The 21,497-nt window shown below is 49.6% G+C and carries 19 protein-coding genes and 1 pseudogene; 18 read left to right on the top strand and 2 right to left on the bottom strand.

The genetic code is table 11. The annotated features are described in order from the left end of the window. The first annotated feature begins 81 nt into the window (after positions 1–81). The 11 genes from ACTHTQ_RS08405 (at position 82) to nagZ (ending at position 14,044) form a co-directional block, all read left to right on the top strand. Positions 82–2,019 (top strand): MacB family efflux pump subunit, encoded by a 1,938-nt coding sequence (locus ACTHTQ_RS08405; protein WP_440363641.1) that lies wholly within the window; start codon positions 82–84, stop codon positions 2,017–2,019. Positions 2,020–2,103: 84 nt separating this feature from the next. After that, positions 2,104–2,574 (top strand): hypothetical protein, encoded by a 471-nt coding sequence (locus ACTHTQ_RS08400; protein WP_440363640.1) that lies wholly within the window; start codon positions 2,104–2,106, stop codon positions 2,572–2,574. 14 nt (positions 2,575–2,588) lie between these two features. Further along, a complete protein-coding gene (locus tag ACTHTQ_RS08395) occupies positions 2,589–2,885 on the top strand; it encodes a helix-hairpin-helix domain-containing protein (RefSeq protein ID WP_070822874.1) in 297 nt (98 codons plus the stop codon). A gap of 68 nt (positions 2,886–2,953) precedes the next feature. Continuing rightward, positions 2,954–4,336, top strand: coding sequence for a TolC family protein (locus ACTHTQ_RS08390; protein ID WP_440363639.1), 1,383 nt, complete (start codon positions 2,954–2,956; stop codon positions 4,334–4,336). 112 nt (positions 4,337–4,448) lie between these two features. Next, the gene (locus tag ACTHTQ_RS08385; protein WP_440363638.1) at positions 4,449–5,315 is read left to right on the top strand and encodes a DUF808 domain-containing protein; all 867 of its coding nucleotides are present in this window, start codon (positions 4,449–4,451) and stop codon (positions 5,313–5,315) included. Positions 5,316–5,370: 55 nt separating this feature from the next. Further along, positions 5,371–6,918 carry an apolipoprotein N-acyltransferase gene (lnt, locus tag ACTHTQ_RS08380; protein ID WP_440363637.1) on the top strand — a complete coding sequence of 516 codons (1,548 nt, stop codon included), beginning with the start codon at positions 5,371–5,373 and terminating at the stop codon, positions 6,916–6,918. Between the two features lie 279 nt (positions 6,919–7,197). Continuing rightward, a complete protein-coding gene (gene rpoH / locus ACTHTQ_RS08375) occupies positions 7,198–8,061 on the top strand; it encodes an RNA polymerase sigma factor RpoH (protein ID WP_004519690.1) in 864 nt (287 codons plus the stop codon). A 148-nt stretch (positions 8,062–8,209) separates the two neighbouring features. Further along, entirely contained in the window at positions 8,210–9,463 is a 1,254-nt protein-coding gene (gene hemA, locus ACTHTQ_RS08370) for a glutamyl-tRNA reductase (protein ID WP_003684306.1), read from the top strand. Positions 9,464–9,708: 245 nt separating this feature from the next. Continuing rightward, a complete protein-coding gene (locus ACTHTQ_RS08365) occupies positions 9,709–11,208 on the top strand; it encodes a DegQ family serine endoprotease (RefSeq protein WP_440363636.1) in 1,500 nt (499 codons plus the stop codon). Between the two features lie 132 nt (positions 11,209–11,340). Next, positions 11,341–12,861: a Na+/H+ antiporter NhaC family protein gene (locus tag ACTHTQ_RS08360; RefSeq protein ID WP_440363635.1), complete on the top strand. Its 1,521-nt coding sequence runs from the start codon at positions 11,341–11,343 to the stop codon at positions 12,859–12,861. A gap of 97 nt (positions 12,862–12,958) precedes the next feature. Then, positions 12,959–14,044, top strand: a complete 1,086-nt coding sequence (gene nagZ / locus ACTHTQ_RS08355; RefSeq protein ID WP_440363634.1) for a beta-N-acetylhexosaminidase — start codon at positions 12,959–12,961, stop codon at positions 14,042–14,044. A gap of 78 nt (positions 14,045–14,122) precedes the next feature. Here nagZ and ACTHTQ_RS08350 read toward each other — a convergent pair whose 3' ends face one another. Beyond that, on the bottom strand, positions 14,123–14,869 hold the full coding sequence (locus ACTHTQ_RS08350; RefSeq protein WP_188209874.1) for an amino acid ABC transporter permease: 747 nt from the start codon (positions 14,867–14,869) through the stop codon (positions 14,123–14,125). Between the two features lie 327 nt (positions 14,870–15,196). On the opposite strand from ACTHTQ_RS08350, the gene trhP reads away from it, so the two are divergent. Next, positions 15,197–16,552 carry a prephenate-dependent tRNA uridine(34) hydroxylase TrhP gene (gene trhP, locus ACTHTQ_RS08345; protein ID WP_440363633.1) on the top strand — a complete coding sequence of 452 codons (1,356 nt, stop codon included), beginning with the start codon at positions 15,197–15,199 and terminating at the stop codon, positions 16,550–16,552. Positions 16,553–16,615: 63 nt separating this feature from the next. On the opposite strand, the gene hemC is transcribed toward trhP, so the two are convergent. Continuing rightward, the gene (gene hemC, locus ACTHTQ_RS08340) at positions 16,616–17,551 is read right to left on the bottom strand and encodes a hydroxymethylbilane synthase (RefSeq protein WP_440363632.1); all 936 of its coding nucleotides are present in this window, start codon (positions 17,549–17,551) and stop codon (positions 16,616–16,618) included. Between the two features lie 256 nt (positions 17,552–17,807). Between hemC and ACTHTQ_RS08335 the strand changes: the two genes are divergently transcribed. From ACTHTQ_RS08335 to ACTHTQ_RS08310, 6 genes and pseudogenes are all read left to right on the top strand, one after another. Further along, a complete protein-coding gene (locus ACTHTQ_RS08335) occupies positions 17,808–18,035 on the top strand; it encodes a hypothetical protein (protein WP_440363631.1) in 228 nt (75 codons plus the stop codon). Next, positions 18,014–18,178: pseudogene (locus ACTHTQ_RS08330) on the top strand (YadA family autotransporter adhesin); the annotation flags it as partial. The gene ACTHTQ_RS08335 and the pseudogene ACTHTQ_RS08330, both read left to right, overlap by 22 nt. 69 nt (positions 18,179–18,247) lie before the next feature. Further along, positions 18,248–19,105 (top strand): YadA-like family protein, encoded by an 858-nt coding sequence (locus ACTHTQ_RS08325; protein ID WP_440363630.1) that lies wholly within the window; start codon positions 18,248–18,250, stop codon positions 19,103–19,105. A 297-nt stretch (positions 19,106–19,402) separates the two neighbouring features. Next, on the top strand, positions 19,403–19,918 hold the full coding sequence (gene ybeY / locus ACTHTQ_RS08320) for an rRNA maturation RNase YbeY (RefSeq protein ID WP_250590532.1): 516 nt from the start codon (positions 19,403–19,405) through the stop codon (positions 19,916–19,918). Position 19,919: 1 nt separating this feature from the next. Continuing rightward, positions 19,920–20,762: an HlyC/CorC family transporter gene (locus ACTHTQ_RS08315; RefSeq protein ID WP_049329553.1), complete on the top strand. Its 843-nt coding sequence runs from the start codon at positions 19,920–19,922 to the stop codon at positions 20,760–20,762. Next, a complete protein-coding gene (locus tag ACTHTQ_RS08310; RefSeq protein ID WP_003679393.1) occupies positions 20,759–21,496 on the top strand; it encodes a methionine ABC transporter ATP-binding protein in 738 nt (245 codons plus the stop codon). The genes ACTHTQ_RS08315 and ACTHTQ_RS08310 overlap by 4 nt, the downstream gene beginning before the upstream one ends. Position 21,497 lies beyond the last annotated feature (1 nt).

Here is a 21,497-nt window from a genome sequence, read left to right as displayed (position 1 = left end):
TTGATTAAGGCCGTCTGAAAGATTTGGCTGTGTTTCAGACGGCCTTAGTTCCTGTGTTTCTATTTTTCGCCCGGAAAGATTATGAGTTTAATCGAATGTAAGAATATCAACCGTTTTTTCGGTAACGGTGAAAACCGTGTGCATGTATTGAAAGATGTCAGCCTTTCTATTGAGAAAGGCGACTTTGTGGCGATTATCGGCCAATCCGGCTCGGGCAAATCGACGCTGATGAATATTTTGGGCTGTCTGGATACCGCTACTTCCGGCTCTTATCAAATCGACGGCATCGAAACATCGCAAATGCAGCCGGATGAGCTTGCGGCTTTGCGCCGTGAGCGTTTCGGCTTTATTTTCCAGCGTTACAACCTGTTAAGCTCGCTGACTGCCCGAGACAACGTTGCCCTGCCTGCCGTGTATATGGGCATGGACAGCAAAGAGCGCGCGGAACGTGCGGAAAAACTGTTGGGCGATTTGGGTTTGCAAAATAAAGAAGGCAACAAACCCAGCGAACTTTCCGGCGGTCAGCAACAACGCGTTTCGATTGCCCGCGCATTGATGAACGGCGGCGAAATCATCTTTGCCGACGAGCCGACCGGTGCATTGGATACCGCCAGCGGTAAAAACGTGATGGAAATCATCCACAAGCTGCACGAAGACGGGCATACCGTGATTATGGTCACCCACGATCCGGGTATTGCGGCAAACGCAAACCGCGTCATCGAAATCCGCGACGGTCAGATTATTTCGGATACGTCTAAAAATCCCGATATCCCGCCAAGCAAAGTAGAACGGATTAAAGAAAAAGCTTCCTGGTCGTTTTATTACGATCAATTTATGGAAGCATTCAAAATGTCGGTGCAGGCGATTATGGCGCACAAAATGCGTTCGCTGCTGACCATGCTGGGGATTATCATCGGTATCGCTTCGGTGGTATCGGTAGTGGCATTGGGCAATGGCTCGCAGCAAAAAATCTTGGAAGACATCAACTCAATGGGTACAAACACCATCAGTATCTTCCCCGGCCGTGGTTTTGGCGACCGCCGCAGCGGACGAATCAAAACGCTGACGATTAATGACGCAAAAGCCATCAGCCAACAAAGCTACGTCGCCTCTGCCACCCCTCAAACCAACTCCAACGGCACCTTGACCTACCGCAACACCGACCTGACTGCCTCGCTTTACGGCGTAGGCGAACAATATTTCGACGTGCGCGGTTTGAAATTGGAAGAAGGCCGTCTGTTTGATGATGACGATGTAAAAACCGATGCACAAGTCGTCGTTATCGACCAAAACACCAAAACCAAACTCTTCGGCGAAGGCGTCAATCCTTTAGGCAAAACCATCCTCTTCAAAAAACGCCCGCTAACCGTCATCGGCATTATGAAAAAGGATGACAACTCGTTCGGTAATTCCGACTCGCTGATGCTTTGGTCGCCTTATACAACGGTCATGCACCAAATTACCGGCGAGAGCCATACCAATTCCATCGTTGTCAAAATCAAAGACGATGCCAACACGCAAGTTGCCGAAAAAAGCCTGACCGAGCTGCTGAAAGCACGCCATGGTACAGAAGACTTCTTTATGAACAACAGCGACAGCATCAAAGAAATGGTTGAAAGCACAACCGGCACCATGACGCTGCTGATTTCTTCCATCGCGGTCATCTCTTTGGTGGTCGGCGGTATCGGCGTGATGAACATTATGTTGGTCTCCGTTACCGAGCGCACCAAAGAAATCGGCGTCCGCATGGCAATCGGCGCACGCCGCAACAATATTTTGCAACAGTTTCTAATTGAGGCCGTCTTAATCTGTATCATCGGCGGCCTGTCAGGCGTATTGCTGTCCGCAAGCATCAGCCTGGTGTTCAACTACTTTGTCACCGACTTCCCGATGAGCATTTCCATGACTTCCGTCATCGGCGCAGTTGTCTGCTCCACCGCCATCGGCGTTGCGTTCGGCTTTATGCCTGCCAACAAAGCTTCCAAGCTCAACCCGATTGATGCGCTGGCTCAGGATTGATTCAGTTAGATGCAACAAACAATATTCAGATAACCTTAAGAATAATGGTATGTATACATCACTAAAGCACGATAAGGATAAACAATGCAAAACTGGCAACAATATGAAGGCACTGTGATTAACGGTATTGCCTTAAACGTTCATTCTTATTACGGCACTTGCGGCTTGTCTTTTAATCGTGCTGAAAATGGAGAAGATGGCTCATTTTTACGTGAAAATGATATACAACCACCCGATTGGAGTGATGAATGGAATGAAGCTGTTTATCAAACATTTAAACCTTTCGAAGAAAAACACCGTTATGCCATTGCCGACATTATGCAGGAGTTGGGAAATAAAAATCTGGATGCAGAATTTGAAGCATTTGGTAACGGCTTTCTATATACCTGTCGTCGTGTGATGAGTCGATTACGACAAAATAAAGCCTTTGAAAAATATGCCAATATCTCGAATAATTGTTGGTATCTAGTTACTGAAATTGACGCTGACACTGAAGAAGAGGAACGACTTTTAGAAGAAGTCTACCAAGAAATAATTTCAACCCTCACTGCATAAACTCAAATTCAAACATGCATCCCAATAAAGTACAAAGAGATAAATTAAATAAGCTGAGCGACCTGCCCAATGTCGGCAAAGCTGTGGCGGAGGATTTGGCTTTGCTCGGTATCACGCAGCCGCAGGATTTGGCAGGACAGGACGCTTATGAAATGTACGACCGCCTGTGCAGCCTGACCGCAACCCGACATGATCCCTGCATGATCGATATTTTCCTATCGCTGGTTGATTTTATGCAAGGGAACGAACCGAAGCTGTGGTGGCATTTTACGGAACAGCGAAAGGCGTTCTTAGCAGATAAACAAAAGTAGCCAACATTATTTGGTTAGCATTCAAAACCATCTATGCCGTCCGAAACTCTGTTCCCCGAAAGATTTTTATGAAGACGAAACCTTTTTCCCAAGCAGCCTTATCCTTGGCTGTTGCCCTTGCCCTAAGTGCGTGCGCCGCGCCTAAAGCCAATCCGAATCTGACGCTGGAAGCAACCGGCCAAGTCATGAGCGCGGCCGAAACTGCCAAACGCTACGATGTAAACGGCAACTGGTGGGAAATCTACCAAAGCCCGCAGCTTAATGCGCTGATGGAGCAGGCGCTGGCGAATAATGTCGATTTGAAACAGGCGGCCATCAGCGTCAACAAGGCTTTGTACCAAGCCAATATTTTGGGTGCGGATTTGGTGCCTTCGTTCAGCGGTTCGTTGGGCGCAAATGCTTCTAAAAACCTGAAAACCGGCAGCCACGGCAATACCTTCAGCAGCCAGCTTGGTTTGAGCTACGAATTGGATTTGTGGCGCAAACTCAGTGCTACTGCCGATGCGCAGGTATGGGAATACCAAGCTACGCATGAAGACATGGCCAACACGCGCCTGACTTTGATTAATAATGTCGCTGATGCGTATTTCAATATCGCCTACCTGAACGAAGCCATCGAGTTAGCAAAAAAATCGCTGAAGCAATATCAGGAAATCAACCGCATCGCGAATGCCAAGTTCCGCTACGGCAGGGCCGACTCAAGCCAGCCGACCCAAGCCAAACAGTCATTGCTGAGTGCGGAAAACAGCCTGTTGTCTTTGCAAAACAATTTGGATACGCAAAAACAGGTTTTGCGTAATTTGTTGAATTTAAGGCCGTCTGAAAACATGGCTGCCGATCCGGCACAATTCCGCCTGCTACCTGTCAAAGGCGTGAACTTGGACGTACCGATTACCGTTTTGGCCAACCGCCCCGACCTGCGCGCCGCCGAATACCGCCTGCAAGCGTCGCAACAATCGGTCAACGCGCAAAAACGCAGTTGGTATCCGTCGATTACTTTGGGTGCAAGTCTGAGTACGTCTTCCGATAAAGCGAAAAGTACGTTCAATATCCCCATGTTGGGCGGCTCGGCCACCATCAGTCTGCCTTTCCTTAACTGGCAAACCATGAAATGGAAAGACAAAACCGTACAAGCGGAGATGGACAGTGCCAAGCTGAATTTTGAAAAAGCCCTGACCACCGCGCTCAACGAGGTCAACACCAACTACCTTGCCTACAAAAACGCGCAGGCCAGCCTTGCCAATCAGGAACAGCGTTATCAGTTGGACAAGAAAAACAGCCATTACTATCAAGTGCGCTACCAGCATGGTAAAAACGAACTGAAAGACTGGCTGGAGGCTTTGAATTCGGAATACAGCTCGGCTCAAAACCTGCTGAACCAACGCTATGAAGCCTTAAAATACGAAAATATGGTGTATAAAGCCATGGCGGGACGTTATACGCCGAAATAGCATTTTCAGACGGCCTTTGGTTAATTTCCGTCAACGGCTGTCTGAAAAACATTCAAGCAACTGAATTTTCATATATAATCGCGCGTTTATTTGATTTTATCCGGACAACATTATGGCCTTCGCCTCTCTCTTTACGCTTTTGGACGACATTACCGCCGTTTTGGACGACGTAGCGATGATGACCAAAGTCGCCGCCAAAAAAACCGCCGGCGTGGTCGGTGACGATTTGGCGCTCAACGCCAATCAAGTAACCGGCGTATCTGCCGAGCGCGAATTGCCGATTATTTGGGCGGTGGCAAAAGGTTCTCTGGTCAACAAGCTGATTCTGGTGCCGCTTGCGCTGTTGCTTTCCGCTTTCCTGCCTGCACTGATTACGCCCTTGCTGATGATCGGCGGTGTGTATTTGTGTTTTGAAGGCGTGGAAAAACTGTTGCACAAATTCCTGCACCGCAATGAACACGAAGACGGACACGATGCCGAGCCTGAAGTCACAGACGAAAAAACAAAAGTTAAAGGCGCGGTCCGCACAGATTTCATTCTCTCCGCCGAAATCATCATTATCGCGCTGGGCGTTGTTGAAAAATATGACCTGATGACGCGTTCTTTGGTAATGGCTGCCATCGGTGTTGGCATGACGGTATTGGTCTATGGTTTGGTCGGCATTATCGTCAAACTTGACGACCTCGGTATGATGTTGATGCGCCAAAAAAGCGTTGCTGTGCAAGGTATCGGACGCGGTTTGATTTCATTTATGCCTTGGTTTATGCGCGGCTTGAGCATTGTCGGCACGCTGGCGATGTTCTTGGTTGGCGGCGGACTGATCGCCCACAACCTTGGCTTTTTGCACGATTTCCTCCACGCGCAGCATTGGGACAGCGGCATGATGGAACATATCGCCAATCTGGTGGTCGGAGTAGCCGCCGGTGCCTTGGCTTGCGCAATCGTCCTGCCTGCAATGAAATTGTTTCAAAAAGACTGATTTTGTTTCCCTGCCGTCTGAAAACTTTTCAGACGGCCTCAATACCATTTAAAGCATGAATATTTTCCGTAAACTCGAACAATACTGGCAACACCAGCTGCTGTACTGGCCGCTGGTCATCTTAATTGCCGCCGCGACGCCGTTCACTTTCGCCCCGTATTATCATTTCTGGCTGATGCCGCTGTTGTTTGGCGCGCTGATACGCCTGATTGAATTGCGTCCGCGCTTTGCCGTCATGACTGCCTATCTGTTCGGATTAATCGGTTATACGGCGCAGTTTTATTGGATACACACTGCCTTGCATGATGTTTCGGGTTTGCCGGATTCATACGCCATCCCCCTCACCTTCCTGCTGCCGGCGTTTCTCGCGCTTTATCCGGCCATCTGTTTTTGGGTGTGGAGAAAATGCAACCTGTCGCGCTGGGCCAAAACCGGCCTCCTGCTGCCGATTTTGTGGACGCTGGCAGAATTTGCCCGCGAACGTTTCCTGACCGGATTCGGCTGGGGCGCAATCGGCTATTCCCAAATCATCAAAGACAGCCCGTTGGCAGGCTTCGCGCCTTTGGGCGGCATTCATATGGTTACGCTGGCAACTGCTTTCCTCAGCGCATGGCTGGTGTTGCTGATTGACAACCACGGCCGTCTGAAACACCGCCTGTTGCCCTTATTCCTTATCGTTGCGCTCTGCTCCGTCGGCTACATTTCCCAACAAACCGAATACACCCGCCCCGACGGCAGCACCAGCACGGTTGCCCTGATTCAAGGCAACATCAAGCAAAATTTGAAATGGAAGGAAGAGCAAATCATTCCGACCATTCAGAAATACTACGAACAAATCAGCAAGACCAGTGCCGACATCGTCATCCTGCCTGAAACCGCCCTGCCGCTGATGCGCCAAGACCTGCCCGAAGGCATCTTGGAACAATTCGCCGAACAGGCACAAAGCAACGGCAGCGCGTTGGCCATCGGCATCAGCCAATATACGCCCGACGGCAACGGCTACGAAAATGCTGTCATCAATTTGAGCGACTATCACAACAGCACTTCCGATGTCATCCCCTACTACGCCAAGAACCACCTCGTTCCATTTGGCGAATACAAGCCCTTGCCCGCCATTACCGAGCGTCTCTATAAAATGATGGATATGCCTTTGGCCGACTTTCAAAAAGGCGGCGACAACCAAGCACCTTTGGTGATGAAAGATCAAAAAGTTGCCTTCAATATCTGCTATGAAGACGGTTTCGGCGACGAACTCATCGCAACGGCGAAACGCTCCACCCTACTCGCCAACATCAGCAATATGGCGTGGTACGGCAAATCCAATGCCATGTATCAGCAGCTTCAACAGTCCCAAGCGCGTGCAATGGAACTAGGCCGCTACATGGTTCGCGCCACCAATACCGGCGCGACCGCCATTATTTCCCCTAAAGGTACGATGGTTGCCGAAGCCCAACCGGATACAGAAACCGTCCTCGAAGGCCACGTCAAAGGCTATATCGGCGAAACGCCTTATATGAAAGCAGGCGGCTCAACATGGCTTATCAGCATTTTGGCCGTTATCGGCGTATTCCTTATCCTGATTGGCCGGAAAAAACCAGAATAAAAAATTTTTAAGACCTTGTTATACAAGGTCTTTTTTATAACCAAAACTATTTACATACAGAAATGTTTGTAATATACTTAGCCAAAACCTAGCAAATCACTCAAATTTTCTAAGACAATCAACCCTTGCGATTCAAGCAGTAAAAACTATTGAATCTATCGTTAATTTACAGAAAAAATCCAACCCATAACAAAACAAACCACAGGCAGTGTTATACTGCTTGTCACACAATAAACAAAAAGCCGTCTTCAGACGGCCCAATCAAGGAAAGCACCCTTCATGAATAAAGCTTTTGCATTACCCGTTATCCACAGCGGCAACGGTAGCCTCGAGCAATACATTCATACTGTCAACAGCATTCCCATGCTTACCGCTGAAGAAGAAACACAACTGGCCGAACGTCAACAAAAAGGCGATCTCAACGCTGCCAAACAGCTTATTCTGTCCCATCTTCGCGTCGTCGTATCCATTGCACGCGGCTACGACGGCTACGGCCTCAACCAAGCCGACCTGATTCAAGAAGGCAATATCGGCCTGATGAAAGCCGTCAAACGCTACGAACCAAGTCGCGGCGCGCGTCTGTTTTCGTTTGCCGTGCATTGGATTAAAGCCGAAATCCACGAATTCATTTTGCGCAACTGGCGTTTGGTTCGCGTTGCCACCACCAAACCGCAACGCAAACTGTTCTTCAACCTGCGCAGCATGCGTAAAAACCTAAATGCCTTGTCTCCAAAAGAAGCGCAAGAAATCGCCGACGATTTGGGCGTCAAATTGTCCGAAGTCTTGGAAATGGAACAACGCATGACCGGTCACGACATCGGCATCATGGCGGAAAACAACGATGACGAGGACAATTTCGCCCCTATCGACTGGTTGGCCGATCACGATGCAGAGCCTAGCCGTCAGTTGTCCAAACAAGCTCACTACGCCCTGCAAACCGAAGGTCTGCAAAACGCCTTGGCACAACTGGACGACCGCAGCCGCCGTATCGTTGAAAGCCGCTGGTTGCAAGACGATGGCGGTTTAACCCTGCACGAATTGGCTGCCGAATACGGCGTATCTGCCGAACGCATCCGCCAAATCGAAGCCAAAGCCATGCAAAAATTGCGCGGTTTCTTGGCAGAAGAAGCAGAAGCGGTTTAAGCCTTTCATGATAAAAAGGCCGTCTGAATCTTTTCAGACGGCCTTTTCGATGGTAAACCTCATTGTATCTTCATCCCCAACACATTCATTTTAAAGCCCACTTAAGCTATAATACCCACCACACACACTACCCAGTCATACCATAACCATGCAACTTACCGTCGTCGGACTCAATCACCAAACCGCGCCCTTGAGCATACGCGAAAAACTGGCATTTGCAGCTGCAAATCTGCCGGATGCCGTGTCCAACCTCGCGCGCAGTGAGGCGGCGGAAGAAGCAGTCATTCTTTCTACCTGCAACCGCACCGAGCTTTACTGCGTCGGTGAAACCGAAAAAATCATCGACTGGTTGGCGCAATATCACGACCTGCCTGCCGAAGAAATCCGCCCTTACCTCTATACCTTGGATAACAATGAAACCGTCCGCCATGCCTTCCGTGTCGCCTGCGGTTTGGACTCCATGGTCTTGGGCGAACCGCAAATTCTCGGTCAAATCAAAGATGCCGTCCGCGTTGCTCAAGAACAGGAAAGCATCAACACCCACTTAAACGCCCTGTTTCAAAAAACCTTTGCCGTTGCCAAAGAAGTGCGTACCGACACTGCTGTCGGCGAAAACTCCGTCTCCATGGCTTCGGCATCGGTCAAAATGGCAGAGCAAATTTTCCCTTCTATTTCCGATCTGAACGTCCTCTTTATCGGCGCAGGCGAAATGATTGAACTGGTGGCCACTTATTTTGCCGCCAAAAATCCCAAGCTCATTACCGTTGCCAACCGTACACACCAGCGCGCGCAGGAATTGTGCGACAAACTCGGTGTCAACGCCGAAGCCTGCCTGTTGAATGAATTGCCCGATATTCTTCACGATTACGACGTGGTTGTTTCTTCCACCGCCAGCCAACTTCCCCTCGTCGGCAAAGGCATGGTTGAACGCGCATTGAAAAAACGCCACAATATGCCCGTTTTCCTGCTGGATTTGGCCGTTCCGCGCGATATCGAAGCCGAAGTCGGCGAATTGGAAGACGCATATCTCTATACCGTAGACGACATGATGGACATTGTCCAAAGCGGTAAAGATGCGCGCAAAAAAGCAGCGGCGGCGGCTGAAAGCATGGTGGAAGAAAAAGTCAGCGAATTTATCCGCCTGCAGAAAAACCGTCAAAGCGTTCCGCTTATCCGCGCCTTGCGCGACGAAGGCGAACGTGCGCGCCGCCAAGTATTGGAAAATGCCATGAAGCAACTGGCAAAAGGCGTATCTGCCGAGGATGTCCTCGAACGCCTCTCCATCCAGTTGACCAACAAACTGCTCCACTCTCCGACACGCACGCTCAATAAAGCCGGCTCGGACAACAGCGAATTAATCGATGCCGTGGCGCAGATCTACCATTTGGATCAACACGACTGACCACAATGTAAAGGCCGTCTGAAAGAAGCGAACCGACCGACAGTTCATATCCCAAAGTTTTCAGACGGCCTTAAAACAATAAAATCCCAATTATCATTTTTTCATTTAAAATGAAATGCTTGAAAAAAAACCGTTAAAGTGTAAAAATCCTACCTTATACATTTAAACAGCATTCAAACAATAAAACTGCCTGCCGGCTCAAACGCATGCCGACAATACGATAGGCACCGGCAAAAGGAACTTTCGTGAATATTAAAACAAACACATATCTGGCCCTCGCTGTCCTCTCAGCTTCCCTTCTTTCAGGTTGCGACAAAGTCAGTACCTTTTTCGGCAAAGACGAAAACAAAGAACTCGTCCAACGCATAGAAACCAATACCGATGACGGAAAAGTCGGTATGTTGTTGCCCGACTTCGCCCAACTGGTGCAAAACGAAGGACAGGCAGTCGTCAATATTCAAGCAACACCGGCGAAACGCACTGCGACACCGGATGACGACCACAGCATGGACCTGAGTCAATTCCCCGACAACGATCCGTTTTACGAGTTCTTCAAACGCCTCGTTCCCAATATGCCCGACATGCCGCAAGAAGATACCGAAGGCGACGCTTTGAATTTCGGTTCCGGCTTCATCATCAGCAAAGACGGCTACATCCTGACCAATACCCACGTGGTTGCCGGCATGGGCAATATCAAAGTCCTGCTCAACGACAAACGCGAATACACGGCCAAACTGGTCGGCTCAGATGCCCAATCCGACGTTGCCCTCTTAAAAATTGAGCCGCAAGAAGACTTGCCGGTTGTCAAAATCGGCAATCCGAAAGATTTGAAACCGGGCGAATGGGTAGCCGCCATCGGCGCGCCTTTCGGCTTTGACAACAGCGTAACCTCCGGCATCGTCTCCGCAAAAGGCCGCAGCCTGCCGAATGAAAACTACACGCCGTTCATCCAAACCGACGTTGCCATCAACCCCGGTAACTCAGGCGGCCCATTATTCAACCTCCGCGGCCAAGTAGTCGGCATCAATTCGCAAATTTACAGCCGCAGCGGCGGTTTCATGGGCATTTCATTTGCCATTCCGATTGATGTTGCCATGAATGTGGCCGAACAATTAAAAGCCAACGGCAAAGTCCAACGCGGTCAATTAGGCGTGGTTATTCAAGAAGTTTCTTACGATTTGGCCAAATCTTTCAGTTTGGACAAAGCAAGCGGCGCCCTGATTGCCAAAATCATGCCGAACAGCGCGGCACAACAAGCCGGTTTGCAAGTTGGCGACATCGTACGCAAAGTCAACGGCGAAGAAGTCCGCGCTTCCAGCGATTTGCCTGTCATGGTCGGTTCGATTATGCCGGGTAAAGAAGTGACTTTGAGCATTTGGCGCGGCGGCAAACAAACCGATGTCAAAGTTAAACTTGGCAGCGCAGCCGAGCAAACGGAAACTTCTGCAAAAGAAGCCGAACACCCGCAACACGAAGGCAGCCATGACGGATTCACCGTTGAAAATGCAGGCGTTACCCTGCAGGTTGAAAACGCAGACGGTAAACAACGCTTAATCGTTCTGCGCGTTAGCGGTGCAGCCGAACGTGCCGGCCTCAAGCGCGGCGACGAAATCATTGCCGTCAGCCAAATCAGCGTCAATGACGAATCCACTTTCCGTAGCGCATTGGAAAGCGCAGGCAAAAACGTACCGCTTTTGGTACAACGCGACGGCAATACTTTGTTCCTCGCGCTAAATCTGCAATAGCCCGATTTTCAGACGGCATGATGATGTGTTAGATGATAAAATACCCATCTGTCAGAGGCAGTGGGTATTTTGTTATCCATCTTCCAATTTAGGCCGTCTGAAAATATTTCACCGCTTATATACAATATAATTATGCAACTTATTAATTATTCGAATTCTATTTTATCTATCGTCCCGGCAGCCATTGCGCTCGCCTTGGCCATTGCCACGCGCCGTGTATTGCTGTCCCTGGGTATCGGCATTATCGTCGGCTCATTCCTGCTGGTAGGCGGTCATCCACTCAATGCCTTGGTTCACTTAAAAGACATGGCTGTCAGTCTGACTTGGGCGGACGGCGATTGGTCTTTGGGCAAACCCAAAATCCTGCTCTTTTTGGTGCTTTTGGGGATTTTCACTTCCCTGCTGACGCATTCCGGCAGCAACCAAGCATTTGCTGATTGGGCAAAACAGCACATCAAAGGCCGTCGCGGTGCGAAACTGCTGACCGCCTGTTTGGTATTCGTTACCTTTATTGACGACTATTTCCACAGTCTTGCCGTCGGTGCGATTGCCCGCCCTGTAACCGACAAATTCAAAGTTTCCCGCGCCAAACTGGCTTATATCCTTGACTCCACTGCCGCGCCGATGTGCGTTTTGATGCCAGTATCCAGCTGGGGCGCATCGATTATCGCTACTTTAGCCGGCCTTTTGGTGACTTACAACATCACAGACTACACACCAATGGGCGCATTCGTGGCCATGAGCCTGATGAATTACTACGCCGTCTTCGCATTGATTATGGTGTTTATCGTTGCCTGGTTCTCATTCGACATCGGCTCTATGGCTCGTTTGGAACGTGCCGCTTTGAATGAAACTCATGATGAAACCATTGAAACAGGCCATCCCAACGGCCGTGTATTCGCGCTGATTGTGCCGGTTTTGGTACTGATCGTCGCCACGGTTTCCGCCATGATTTACACTGGTGCGCAAGCTTCTGAGACCTTCTCTTTGCTCAGCGCATTTGAAAATACTGATGTGAACACTTCCCTCGTGTTCGGCGGTACTTGCGGCGTATTGGCCGTCATCCTCTGCACCATCGGCACCATCAAAACCAGCGATTACCCTAAAGCCATTTGGCAAGGCATCATCTCTATGCGCGGTGCCATTACCATCTTGATTTTGGCATGGATTATCAGTACCGTTGTCAGCGAGATGCACACTGGCGAATACCTCTCCACTTTGGTGGCAGGCAATATCCACGCAGGCTTCCTGCCCGTGATTTTGTTTATGCTCGCAGGCGTGATGGCCTTCGCTACCGGCACAAGCTGGGGCACATTCGGCATCATGTTGCCGATTGCCGCCGCCATGGCCGTCAAAGTCGAACCTTCGCTGATTATCCCTTGCATGTCTGCCGTAATGGCCGGTGCCGTATTTGGCGACCACTGCTCGCCGATTTCCGACACCACCATCCTCTCTTCTACCGGCGCACACTGTAACCACATCGATCACGTTACCTCGCAATTCCCTTACGCGCTGACCGTAGCCGCGTCTGCCGCCACAGGCTACCTTGCACTGGGCATGACCGGCTCTGCGCCTTTAGGTTTTGTGGTAACCGGCATCGTGATGGTTGTGTTGATTCTGATCTTAAAAGACAAGAAAAAAGCAACTGCCTAATTCAAAACCAATATTCAGACGGCCTGAGATATTCATACACTCTCAGGCCGTCTGAACATAACGATTATCCAATAGATACATTATTCAGGACAAACCAATGAATACGCCTCATCTTCCACGCGGCCCAGTCATGGCCGATGTTGCCGCCTATCATCTGACCGAAGAAGAAAAACAACGCCTGCTCGACCCTGCCGTCGGTGGCGTTATTTTGTTCCGCCGCAACTTTGAAAACGTTTGCCAACTCAAAGCTTTGGTTCAAGAAATCAAAGCCGTCCGCACGCCTGAACTCATCATCGCTGTCGACCACGAAGGCGGACGGGTTCAACGTTTTATTGACGGTTTCACCCGCCTACCGGCCATGAACGTATTGGGCGAAATTTGGGACAACGAAGGCAGAGAAGCCGCCTGCGCCCAAGCAGAACAAGTCGGCTGGGTTTTAGCAACCGAACTCTCCGCCTGCGGTATCGACCTATCCTTCACGCCTGTTTTGGATTTGGACTGGGGGCAATGCGCCGTCATCGGCAACCGCAGTTTCCACCGCGACGCCAACATTGTTACCCAGCTTGCCCTTGCCCTGCAAAAAGGACTGAACAAAGGCGGCATGAAATCTTGCGGCAAACACTTCCCCGGCCACGGCTTTGTCGAAGGCGACAGCCATCACGTCCTGCCTTGTGACGAACGCAGCCGCGAAGCGCTAGAAGCTGCCGACCTTATCCCCTTCCGCGCATTGAGCCAAGCTGGCATGGCGGCAGTGATGCCTGCCCACGTCGTGTACCCGCAAACCGACAACCAACCTGCCGGTTTCTCCGAAAAATGGCTGAAACAAATCCTGCGCCAAGAAATCGGATTTAACGGCGTTATCTTTTCAGACGACCTGACCATGGAAGGCGCATGCGGTGTCGGCGGTATTAAAGAACGCGCCCGCCTTTCTTTTGAAGCAGGCTGCGATATTGTACTGGTATGCAACCGTCCCGATTTGGTAGATGAATTGCGAGACGGTTTCCACGCACCGGCAAACGCCGATTTGGCAGCACGTTGGCAATACATGGCCAACACATTGACCGTACAAGAAGCTGCCGACATCATGGCAACCGAAGAATTCCAAGCTGCCCAACAGGCAACTGCCAAACTGGCAACGCCAAAAGACATCGCAGGCGGTATCAAAGTCGGCGAAGCATTCTGATTCAAGGCCGTCTGAAACATTGACGGTAAATAAAAAAGGAAGACTTTTTCAAGTCTTCCTTTTTTTGATTCAAACCGATTAGCGGTGTTGTGGATTGTAACGGCTTTCCAATCGCAGGAATACCCAACCCAAAAAGCTTGTCAGCACCAAATAAATCAGCGCGATTGTATAAAGCGGCTCTTCATAGACAGAATAGCGGCCGGTAATCGTGCTTTGTACATAAGCCAACTCTGCCACGCCGATGACGGAAAGCAATGAGCTGTCTTTCAACAACGTAATAAACTCACTGGCCAATGGCGGCAACATACGGCGCAAAGCTTGCGGCAAAATCACATAACGCATCGCCTGAGTATAGGTCAGACCCAAAGAACGCGCAGCTTCCATTTGGCCTTTATCAATCGACTGGATACCGGCACGGAAAATCTCACAAATATACGCACCCGAGTTCGCAATCAAAGCCAAAGAACCGGCAATCAACGCACCATAAGAACGGCGCAAATCAATGGCTGCTTCGCCACTAATCAACACACCGTCGGCCGGATGAACAAAAAATGGGAACCAAACATAAGCCCAAATCACAATTTGTACAAACAATGGCGTACCGCGAAACAGCGTAACATACCAAAAAGAAATCTTACGCAACACCCAAGCCAAGGCACGCATCGGCACACCAGCTTTTTCCGGATTGATCAAACGCGCCAATGCCAGCAGCAAACCCAAAATTGAGCCGCCTGCCGTTGCAACCACCGTCAGCCCCAGCGTCGTCAATACGCCGTAAAAAAACATCCAGCGGTATTCATAAATAATGTCAAAACGAAAATCCATAACCCTTCCGTCGGTCAAAATCGGTAACTAATCCGAATATTTTTTAAAATGAAGCTTGATATTTTACAAGAAAATACATTGCTTGAACGGTTTTTTGTTAAATTATTCCGCCCAACCCTGCTTTTTTTACATTTCCAATGAATTACAGCCCCTTTTCACCTTTCATCATATAGGACATTTTCCGTATAAAAAACAAAGCGCAAACCCGACACAAAATTGACCGAAACACAAAAACAGCGGATAATCCGCCCATTCTTCAAACATCTTTCAGACGGCCTTCCCTCTTCCCTTGAGGGCCGTCTGAAAACATTTTAAAAAGCATAAAACATGAAAGCACCCGAACTCTTATTACCGGCAGGCGGCCTCGAACGTATGCGCGCCGCCTATGATTACGGCGCAGATGCCGTTTACGCCGGCAGCCCGCGTTACTCCCTGCGCGCCCGCAACAACGAATTTGCCAAACTCGACGTCCTCGAGCAAGGCATTAAAGAAGCGCACGAGCGCAACAAAAAATTCTTCCTGACCGTCAATACGCTGCCGCACAACTCCAAACTCAAAACCTTTGTTTCCGATATGGAGCCCTTGATTGCCATGAAACCTGACGCACTGATTATGGCGGATCCGGGTTTGATTATGACCGTGCGCGAAAAATGGCCGGAAATGCCGATTCACCTGTCCGTTCAGGCAAACACCACCAACTACTGGGGCGTGAAATTCTGGCAAAACATCGGTGTCGAACGCATTATTCTGTCGCGCGAATTGAGCATGGAAGAAATCGCCGAAATCCGCCAAGAATGCCCCGACATCGAACTCGAAGTCTTCATTCACGGCGCATTGTGCATCGCCTACTCCGGCCGTTGCCTATTGTCGGGCTACTTCAACCACCGCGATCCCAACCAAGGCACCTGCACCAACTCCTGCCGTTGGGACTACAAGGTTCACAACGCCACTGAAAGCGATGCAGGCGATGCCCAGCTTCTGCAAGGTTTCAACTTTGAAAAAGCCCAAGAAGAAGCCAACCAAAACTTTGAAGGCATCAACGGTCAAAAACGCCATCCCTACGCCGACAAAGTTTTCCTGATTGAAGAGTCCAACCGCCCGGGCGAAATGATGCCGATTATGGAAGACGAACACGGCACCTACATCATGAACTCCAAAGACCTTCGCGGTATTGAAGTGGTTGAGAAACTGGCCAAAATCGGCGTCGACAGCCTCAAAGTTGAAGGCCGCACAAAATCGCTTTATTATGTTGCACGCGTGGCCCAGTCCTACCGCAAAGCGATTGACGATGCCGTTGCAGGCCGTCCGTTTGATTACAGCCTGTTGAGCAAACTCGAAGGCCTTGCCAACCGCGGCTACACCAGCGGCTTCCTCGAGCGCCACCAAACTCAGGATTACCAAAACTACCTGACCGGCCACTCCATCGCCAAACAAAGCCAATATGTCGGCCACGTTACCGAAATCGACGAAAACGGCTGGGCGACAATCGAAGTCAAAAACCGCTTTGCCATCGGCGATTCACTCGAAATTATCCATCCGAGCGGCAACCAAACCATCAAATTGGAACAAATGACCCGCAAAGGCCAGCCTGTCGATGTTGCCCCAGGCAACGGCATTCAGGTCAAAATCCCCAATATGCAGGGCAAAGAAAAAGCTTTGGTTGCGCGGATTATGAATCCTTAAGCATCAACAAAATAAAGGCCGTCTGAAAGTTTCAGACGGCCTTTTTAAATTATCTATGCTGTTTTAAGCCTGTTCTTGCAATACGGCGGCAATCAATTCTTCCGCACCATCATCTGCCAGTTTTTTGGCGACTGCACGGCCCAAGGCATCGGCGTATTCGGCAGGAGCTTGCGCGTCCGCCTGCAAAATGACCGAACCGTCAGGATGGCCGACCAAGCCGCGCAAGGTCAGCAAGCCGTTTTCTTCAGTGCAATATGCGGCCAGTGGCACTTGGCAGCTTCCGCCCAAAGCGCGCGCCAACGCGCGTTCGGCCGTAACACAGGCGTGTGTGGTATCGTGGTTCAACGGCTTTAAGACTTCATACAAATCTTCGCGATGCGCTGCGATTTCGATACCTAATGCACCTTGTCCGGCGGCAGGCAGGCTGTCGGATTCCGACAAAATCATGCGGATGCGTTCGTCCAACTCCAGACGCTGCAAACCGGCGGCGGCCAAAATAATTGCGTCATATTCGCCGTTATCGAGTTTGGACAAACGGGTTTGCACATTGCCGCGCAAAGGTTTGATAACCAAATGCGGATAGCGCGCACGCAACTGGGCTTCGCGGCGCAGGCTGGATGTACCGACGACGGCGCCTTTAGGCATTTCTTCCAAACGCGCGTATTGGTTGGACACCAACGCGTCAAACGGATTGGCACGTTCGCCGATAGCTGCAAGCGCGAAACCTTCAGGCAAATCCATCGGTACGTCTTTAATCGAATGCACGGCCAAGTCGGCTCGACCGTCATACAAAGCCTGTTCCAACTCTTTGACAAACAAGCCTTTACCGCCGACTTTTGACAAAGTTCTGTCCAAAATCTGGTCGCCGCGCGTGGTCATGCCCAAAATCTCGACTTCGCAATCGGGATACAGGGCTTTCAGACGGCCTTGGATATGTTTTGCCTGCCACATGGCAAGCAGGCTTTCGCGACTGGCGATAACGAGTTTTTTCGGGTTCATAATGGTTGCCTGAAAGATGGAAAACGGCATGAAGTCTATCATAATTCTGAAAATGAGCGCTATTGAAAAGACTGTCTTCTTTTTGTGCCATTTTTACTTCTTTTAATTGCAATGAGAAGCATAAATTTAATATGCATAAAATATCAAATGGAGTAAAAAAGTTTAATTTTTATGCTAAAATCTTAAGCGAAGTGCAAGGGTGTATTTCTTATCATTGATGATAACTAGTCTATTTTTTAACTTTATGGTACCTATTATGAAAAATGTAAGTAAGTTAAATAAAAATACAAGCATGAAATTATCTACGGCAGCGGTCGTACTTCTTTCTGCATTGGGTGTTTCTACGATTGCTAATGCAGCAGATAATTTTATTCGTGTTAGTGATGGCACTGAAGAAGCTACAGTTGGTATTTCAAAGGATGTCGCTGTTGGTCGCAATGCTAAGGAAACACTAGCGTTGCTATTGGCGGTGCGACAACAGTAGGTGCAGACACCGTTGCAAAAGGAAACGGTGCTAGTGCATACGGTTATGGTGCTAAAGCTGATGGAGCTAATGCTTCGGCTCTTGGTAATCAAGCTAATGCTACAGGGCTAGCTACAACTGCGGTTGGGGTATCTACCCAAGCAACAGGCGCTTATTCTGTTGCTGTAGGTTCAAATGCTAAAGCTACAGGCGTAGGGGCTGTAGGTATTGGTTTGGCATCTACAGCGGGTACTGGAGCAACTAAAAATTTTACTGTATCTGTCGGGGCATATTCAGGCGCTGATGTAGAAAATGGCGTTGCATTAGGTTCATACTCTAAAGCAACTGTTAATAAAGAGGCTGTAGGATATGATCCGTCAACTCAAGCTGCTACAACTGAGACAAGTGCAGCTTGGAAAGCTTCACATGCTGCGGTTTCTGTTGGTGACGTTGACAACAATATCACCCGTCAAATCACCAGCGTTGCTGCGGGTACAAAAGATACTGATGCAGTGAACGTGGCTCAATTGAAATCTTTAGACGGTAAAGTTGAGAAAAACAAAACCGATATTGCAACTAATAAAGCCGATATCGCAACCAACAAAACCAATATTGCGACTAACACGGGTAATATTGCGACTAATACAGCTAATATTGCTGCTAACACGGGTAATATTGCGACTAATACAGCTAATATTGCTGCTAACACGGGTAAGATTACGGCTAATACAGCTAATATTGCGGCTAACACAGCTAACATTCAGACTAACGCGAATAATATTGCGGCGATTAACACTCAATTAGCGGATAATAACGATTCCATCAATGAATTGCGTGGCAATGTAAACCTCTTAAATAAAGACTTGAGAGGCGGTGTTGCGAGTGCGATTGCTCACGCTTCTGTTCCTCAATCCACCAAAGCCGGTGCTATCGGTGTGGGCGTGGGTACCGGTTTCTATGGTGGTCAATCTGCGGTTTCTCTTGGTGTGTCCGGTGTTACCCCTAATGAAAACTGGGTGTTTAAAGCCAGCGTTTCTACCAACAGTCGTGGTAACTACGGTGTGGGTGCCGGTGCGTTTTACCAATGGTAATAAACTGTTAATTCCGAGTTAATCGGAGCATAATAAAAAAGCCATTCTGAAATAGAATGGCTTTTTTGTTGCGATGAGAAATTATGCTAAGATTTTGTCTAATGCTTTGCTGACATCTTCTACTTTTTGCGTGCCGTCTAAGCGGAAATATTAGGTGTTGCCCGCTTTGGCTTCTGCTTGGTAGTAATCCACTAATGGTTTGGTGGTGTTGTGATACACTTTTTTTGGGCGGTTTTTCAGACGGCATGAGGGTGAATATGTTATATTTACGCCTAAAAACCCAATTTTCCGGACAACATGAAACGCGCCAAACAATATCCTTTTTTATCCTTACAGCGGCAACGTTTTCATCTAAACTTTGAAAACGCCTCTTCCGCCGCCAACCTTCCGAGCGAACGCGACTTCTACCGCTGGGCGTGGTCTGCCTTGAAAAACGAATACTGCCGCGCAGACATCAGCCTGATTCTTCTGGACGAAGAAGAAGCCCGCGCTTACAACCGCGACTACCGCGGCAAAGATTACGCCACCAATGTATTGAGTTTCGCGCTCAACGAAGGCGAAATCCTACCCGACCAGTTTTCAGACGGCCTGTATGGCGATTTGGTGATTTGTCCGCAAGTGGTTTTGAAAGAAGCCACCGAACAAGGCAAAACACCCGAGCAGCATTTTGCCCACCTGACCATACACGGTACTTTACACCTGATGGGCTACGACCACATCGAAGACGATGAAGCCGAAATAATGGAAGCCGAAGAAATCCGCCTGATGCTGGCGGCAGGCTTCCCCAACCCCTACCAAGAGGACGAATATTAAAATGGACGGTACGCAGTCGAAACCAAAATTTTTCGAACGCCTAATCTCCCGACTTGCCGGCGAGCCCGACTCCGCCGAAGACGTATTGACCCTGCTGCGCCAAGCACACGAGCAGGAAGTTTTTGACGCCGAGACACTGACCCGGCTGGAAAAAGTATTGGACTTTGCCGAGCTGGAAGTGCGCGATGCGATGATTACGCGCAGCCGCATGAACGTATTGAAAGAGAACGACAGCATCGAGCGCATCACGGCCTACGTCATCGAAACCGCCCATTCGCGTTTCCCTGTCATCGGCGAAGACAAAGACGAAGTTTTGGGTATTTTGCACGCCAAAGACCTACTCAAATATATGTTCAACCCCGAGCAGTTCCACCTGCAATCCGTCTTGCGCCCTGCCGTTTTCGTTCCCGAAGGCAAATCTTTGACCGCCCTTTTAAAAGAGTTCCGCGAACAGCGTAACCACATGGCGATTGTCATCGACGAATACGGCGGCACATCCGGCTTGGTCACCTTTGAAGACATCATCGAGCAAATCGTCGGCGAAATCGAAGACGAGTTTGACGAAGACGACAGCGCCGACAACATCCATGCCGTTTCTTCCGAACGCTGGCGCATCCACGCGGCTACCGAAATCGAAGACATCAACACCTTCTTCGGTACGGAATACAGCAGCGAAGAAGCCGACACCATCGGCGGCCTGGTCATTCAAGAGTTGGGGCATCTGCCCGTACGCGGCGAAAAAGTCATCATCGGCAGCCTGCAATTTACTGTTGCACGCGCCGACAACCGCCGTCTGCACACCCTGATGGCCACACGAATTAAAGAAAACACGGATAAACCATGATTATTCTGGATCACGTTTCCAAACACTATCAAACACGCGACAAAAAAGACTTTGTCGCCGTCGAGCCGACCAGCCTCGAAATCAAACAGGGTGAAATCTTTGGCCTGATGGGCTACTCCGGTGCAGGCAAATCCACCTTGTTGCGTCTGATTAACTTATTGGAACGTCCGGATACAGGTACCGTCAGCGTGTGCGGCCAAGAACTGACCGCGCTCAACGCCACGCAACTGCGCCACGCCCGACAAAACATCGGCATGGTGTTCCAACAGTTCAACCTATTGAGCAACCGTACCGTTGCCGAAAACGTCGCTTTTCCTTTAGAAATTGCCAAATGGCCGTCTAAAAAAATCCAAGCGCGTGTTGAAGAATGTTTGGAAATCGTCGACTTGCAAGACCGTGCCAACCATTACCCGTCCCAACTTTCCGGCGGTCAAAAACAACGTGTCGGCATTGCCCGCGCGCTGGCGCCGCAACCTCAAGTCATCCTCGCCGACGAACCCACTTCCGCCCTCGACCCCGCCACTACGCGCAGCGTTTTGAAGTGTTTGGAAGACATCAACCGACGTTTCAACGTAACCATCGTCATCGTTACCCACGAAATGAGCGTTATCCGCCGCCTGTGCGACCGTGCCGCCCTCTTGGACAAAGGCCGTCTGCTGGAAATCGTTGAAGTACACGGCAACCAAATCCATGCCCAATCCGAAATCGGGCAAGAGCTGATTCGAGAGGACTAAT

It is taken from the genome of Neisseria sp. P0020.S003 (assembly GCF_051957095.1).
Taxonomy (GTDB): domain Bacteria; phylum Pseudomonadota; class Gammaproteobacteria; order Burkholderiales; family Neisseriaceae; genus Neisseria; species Neisseria subflava.
The sequence above is the reverse complement of the archived record's forward strand: the minus strand, read 5'-3'. Positions and strand labels throughout refer to the sequence as shown.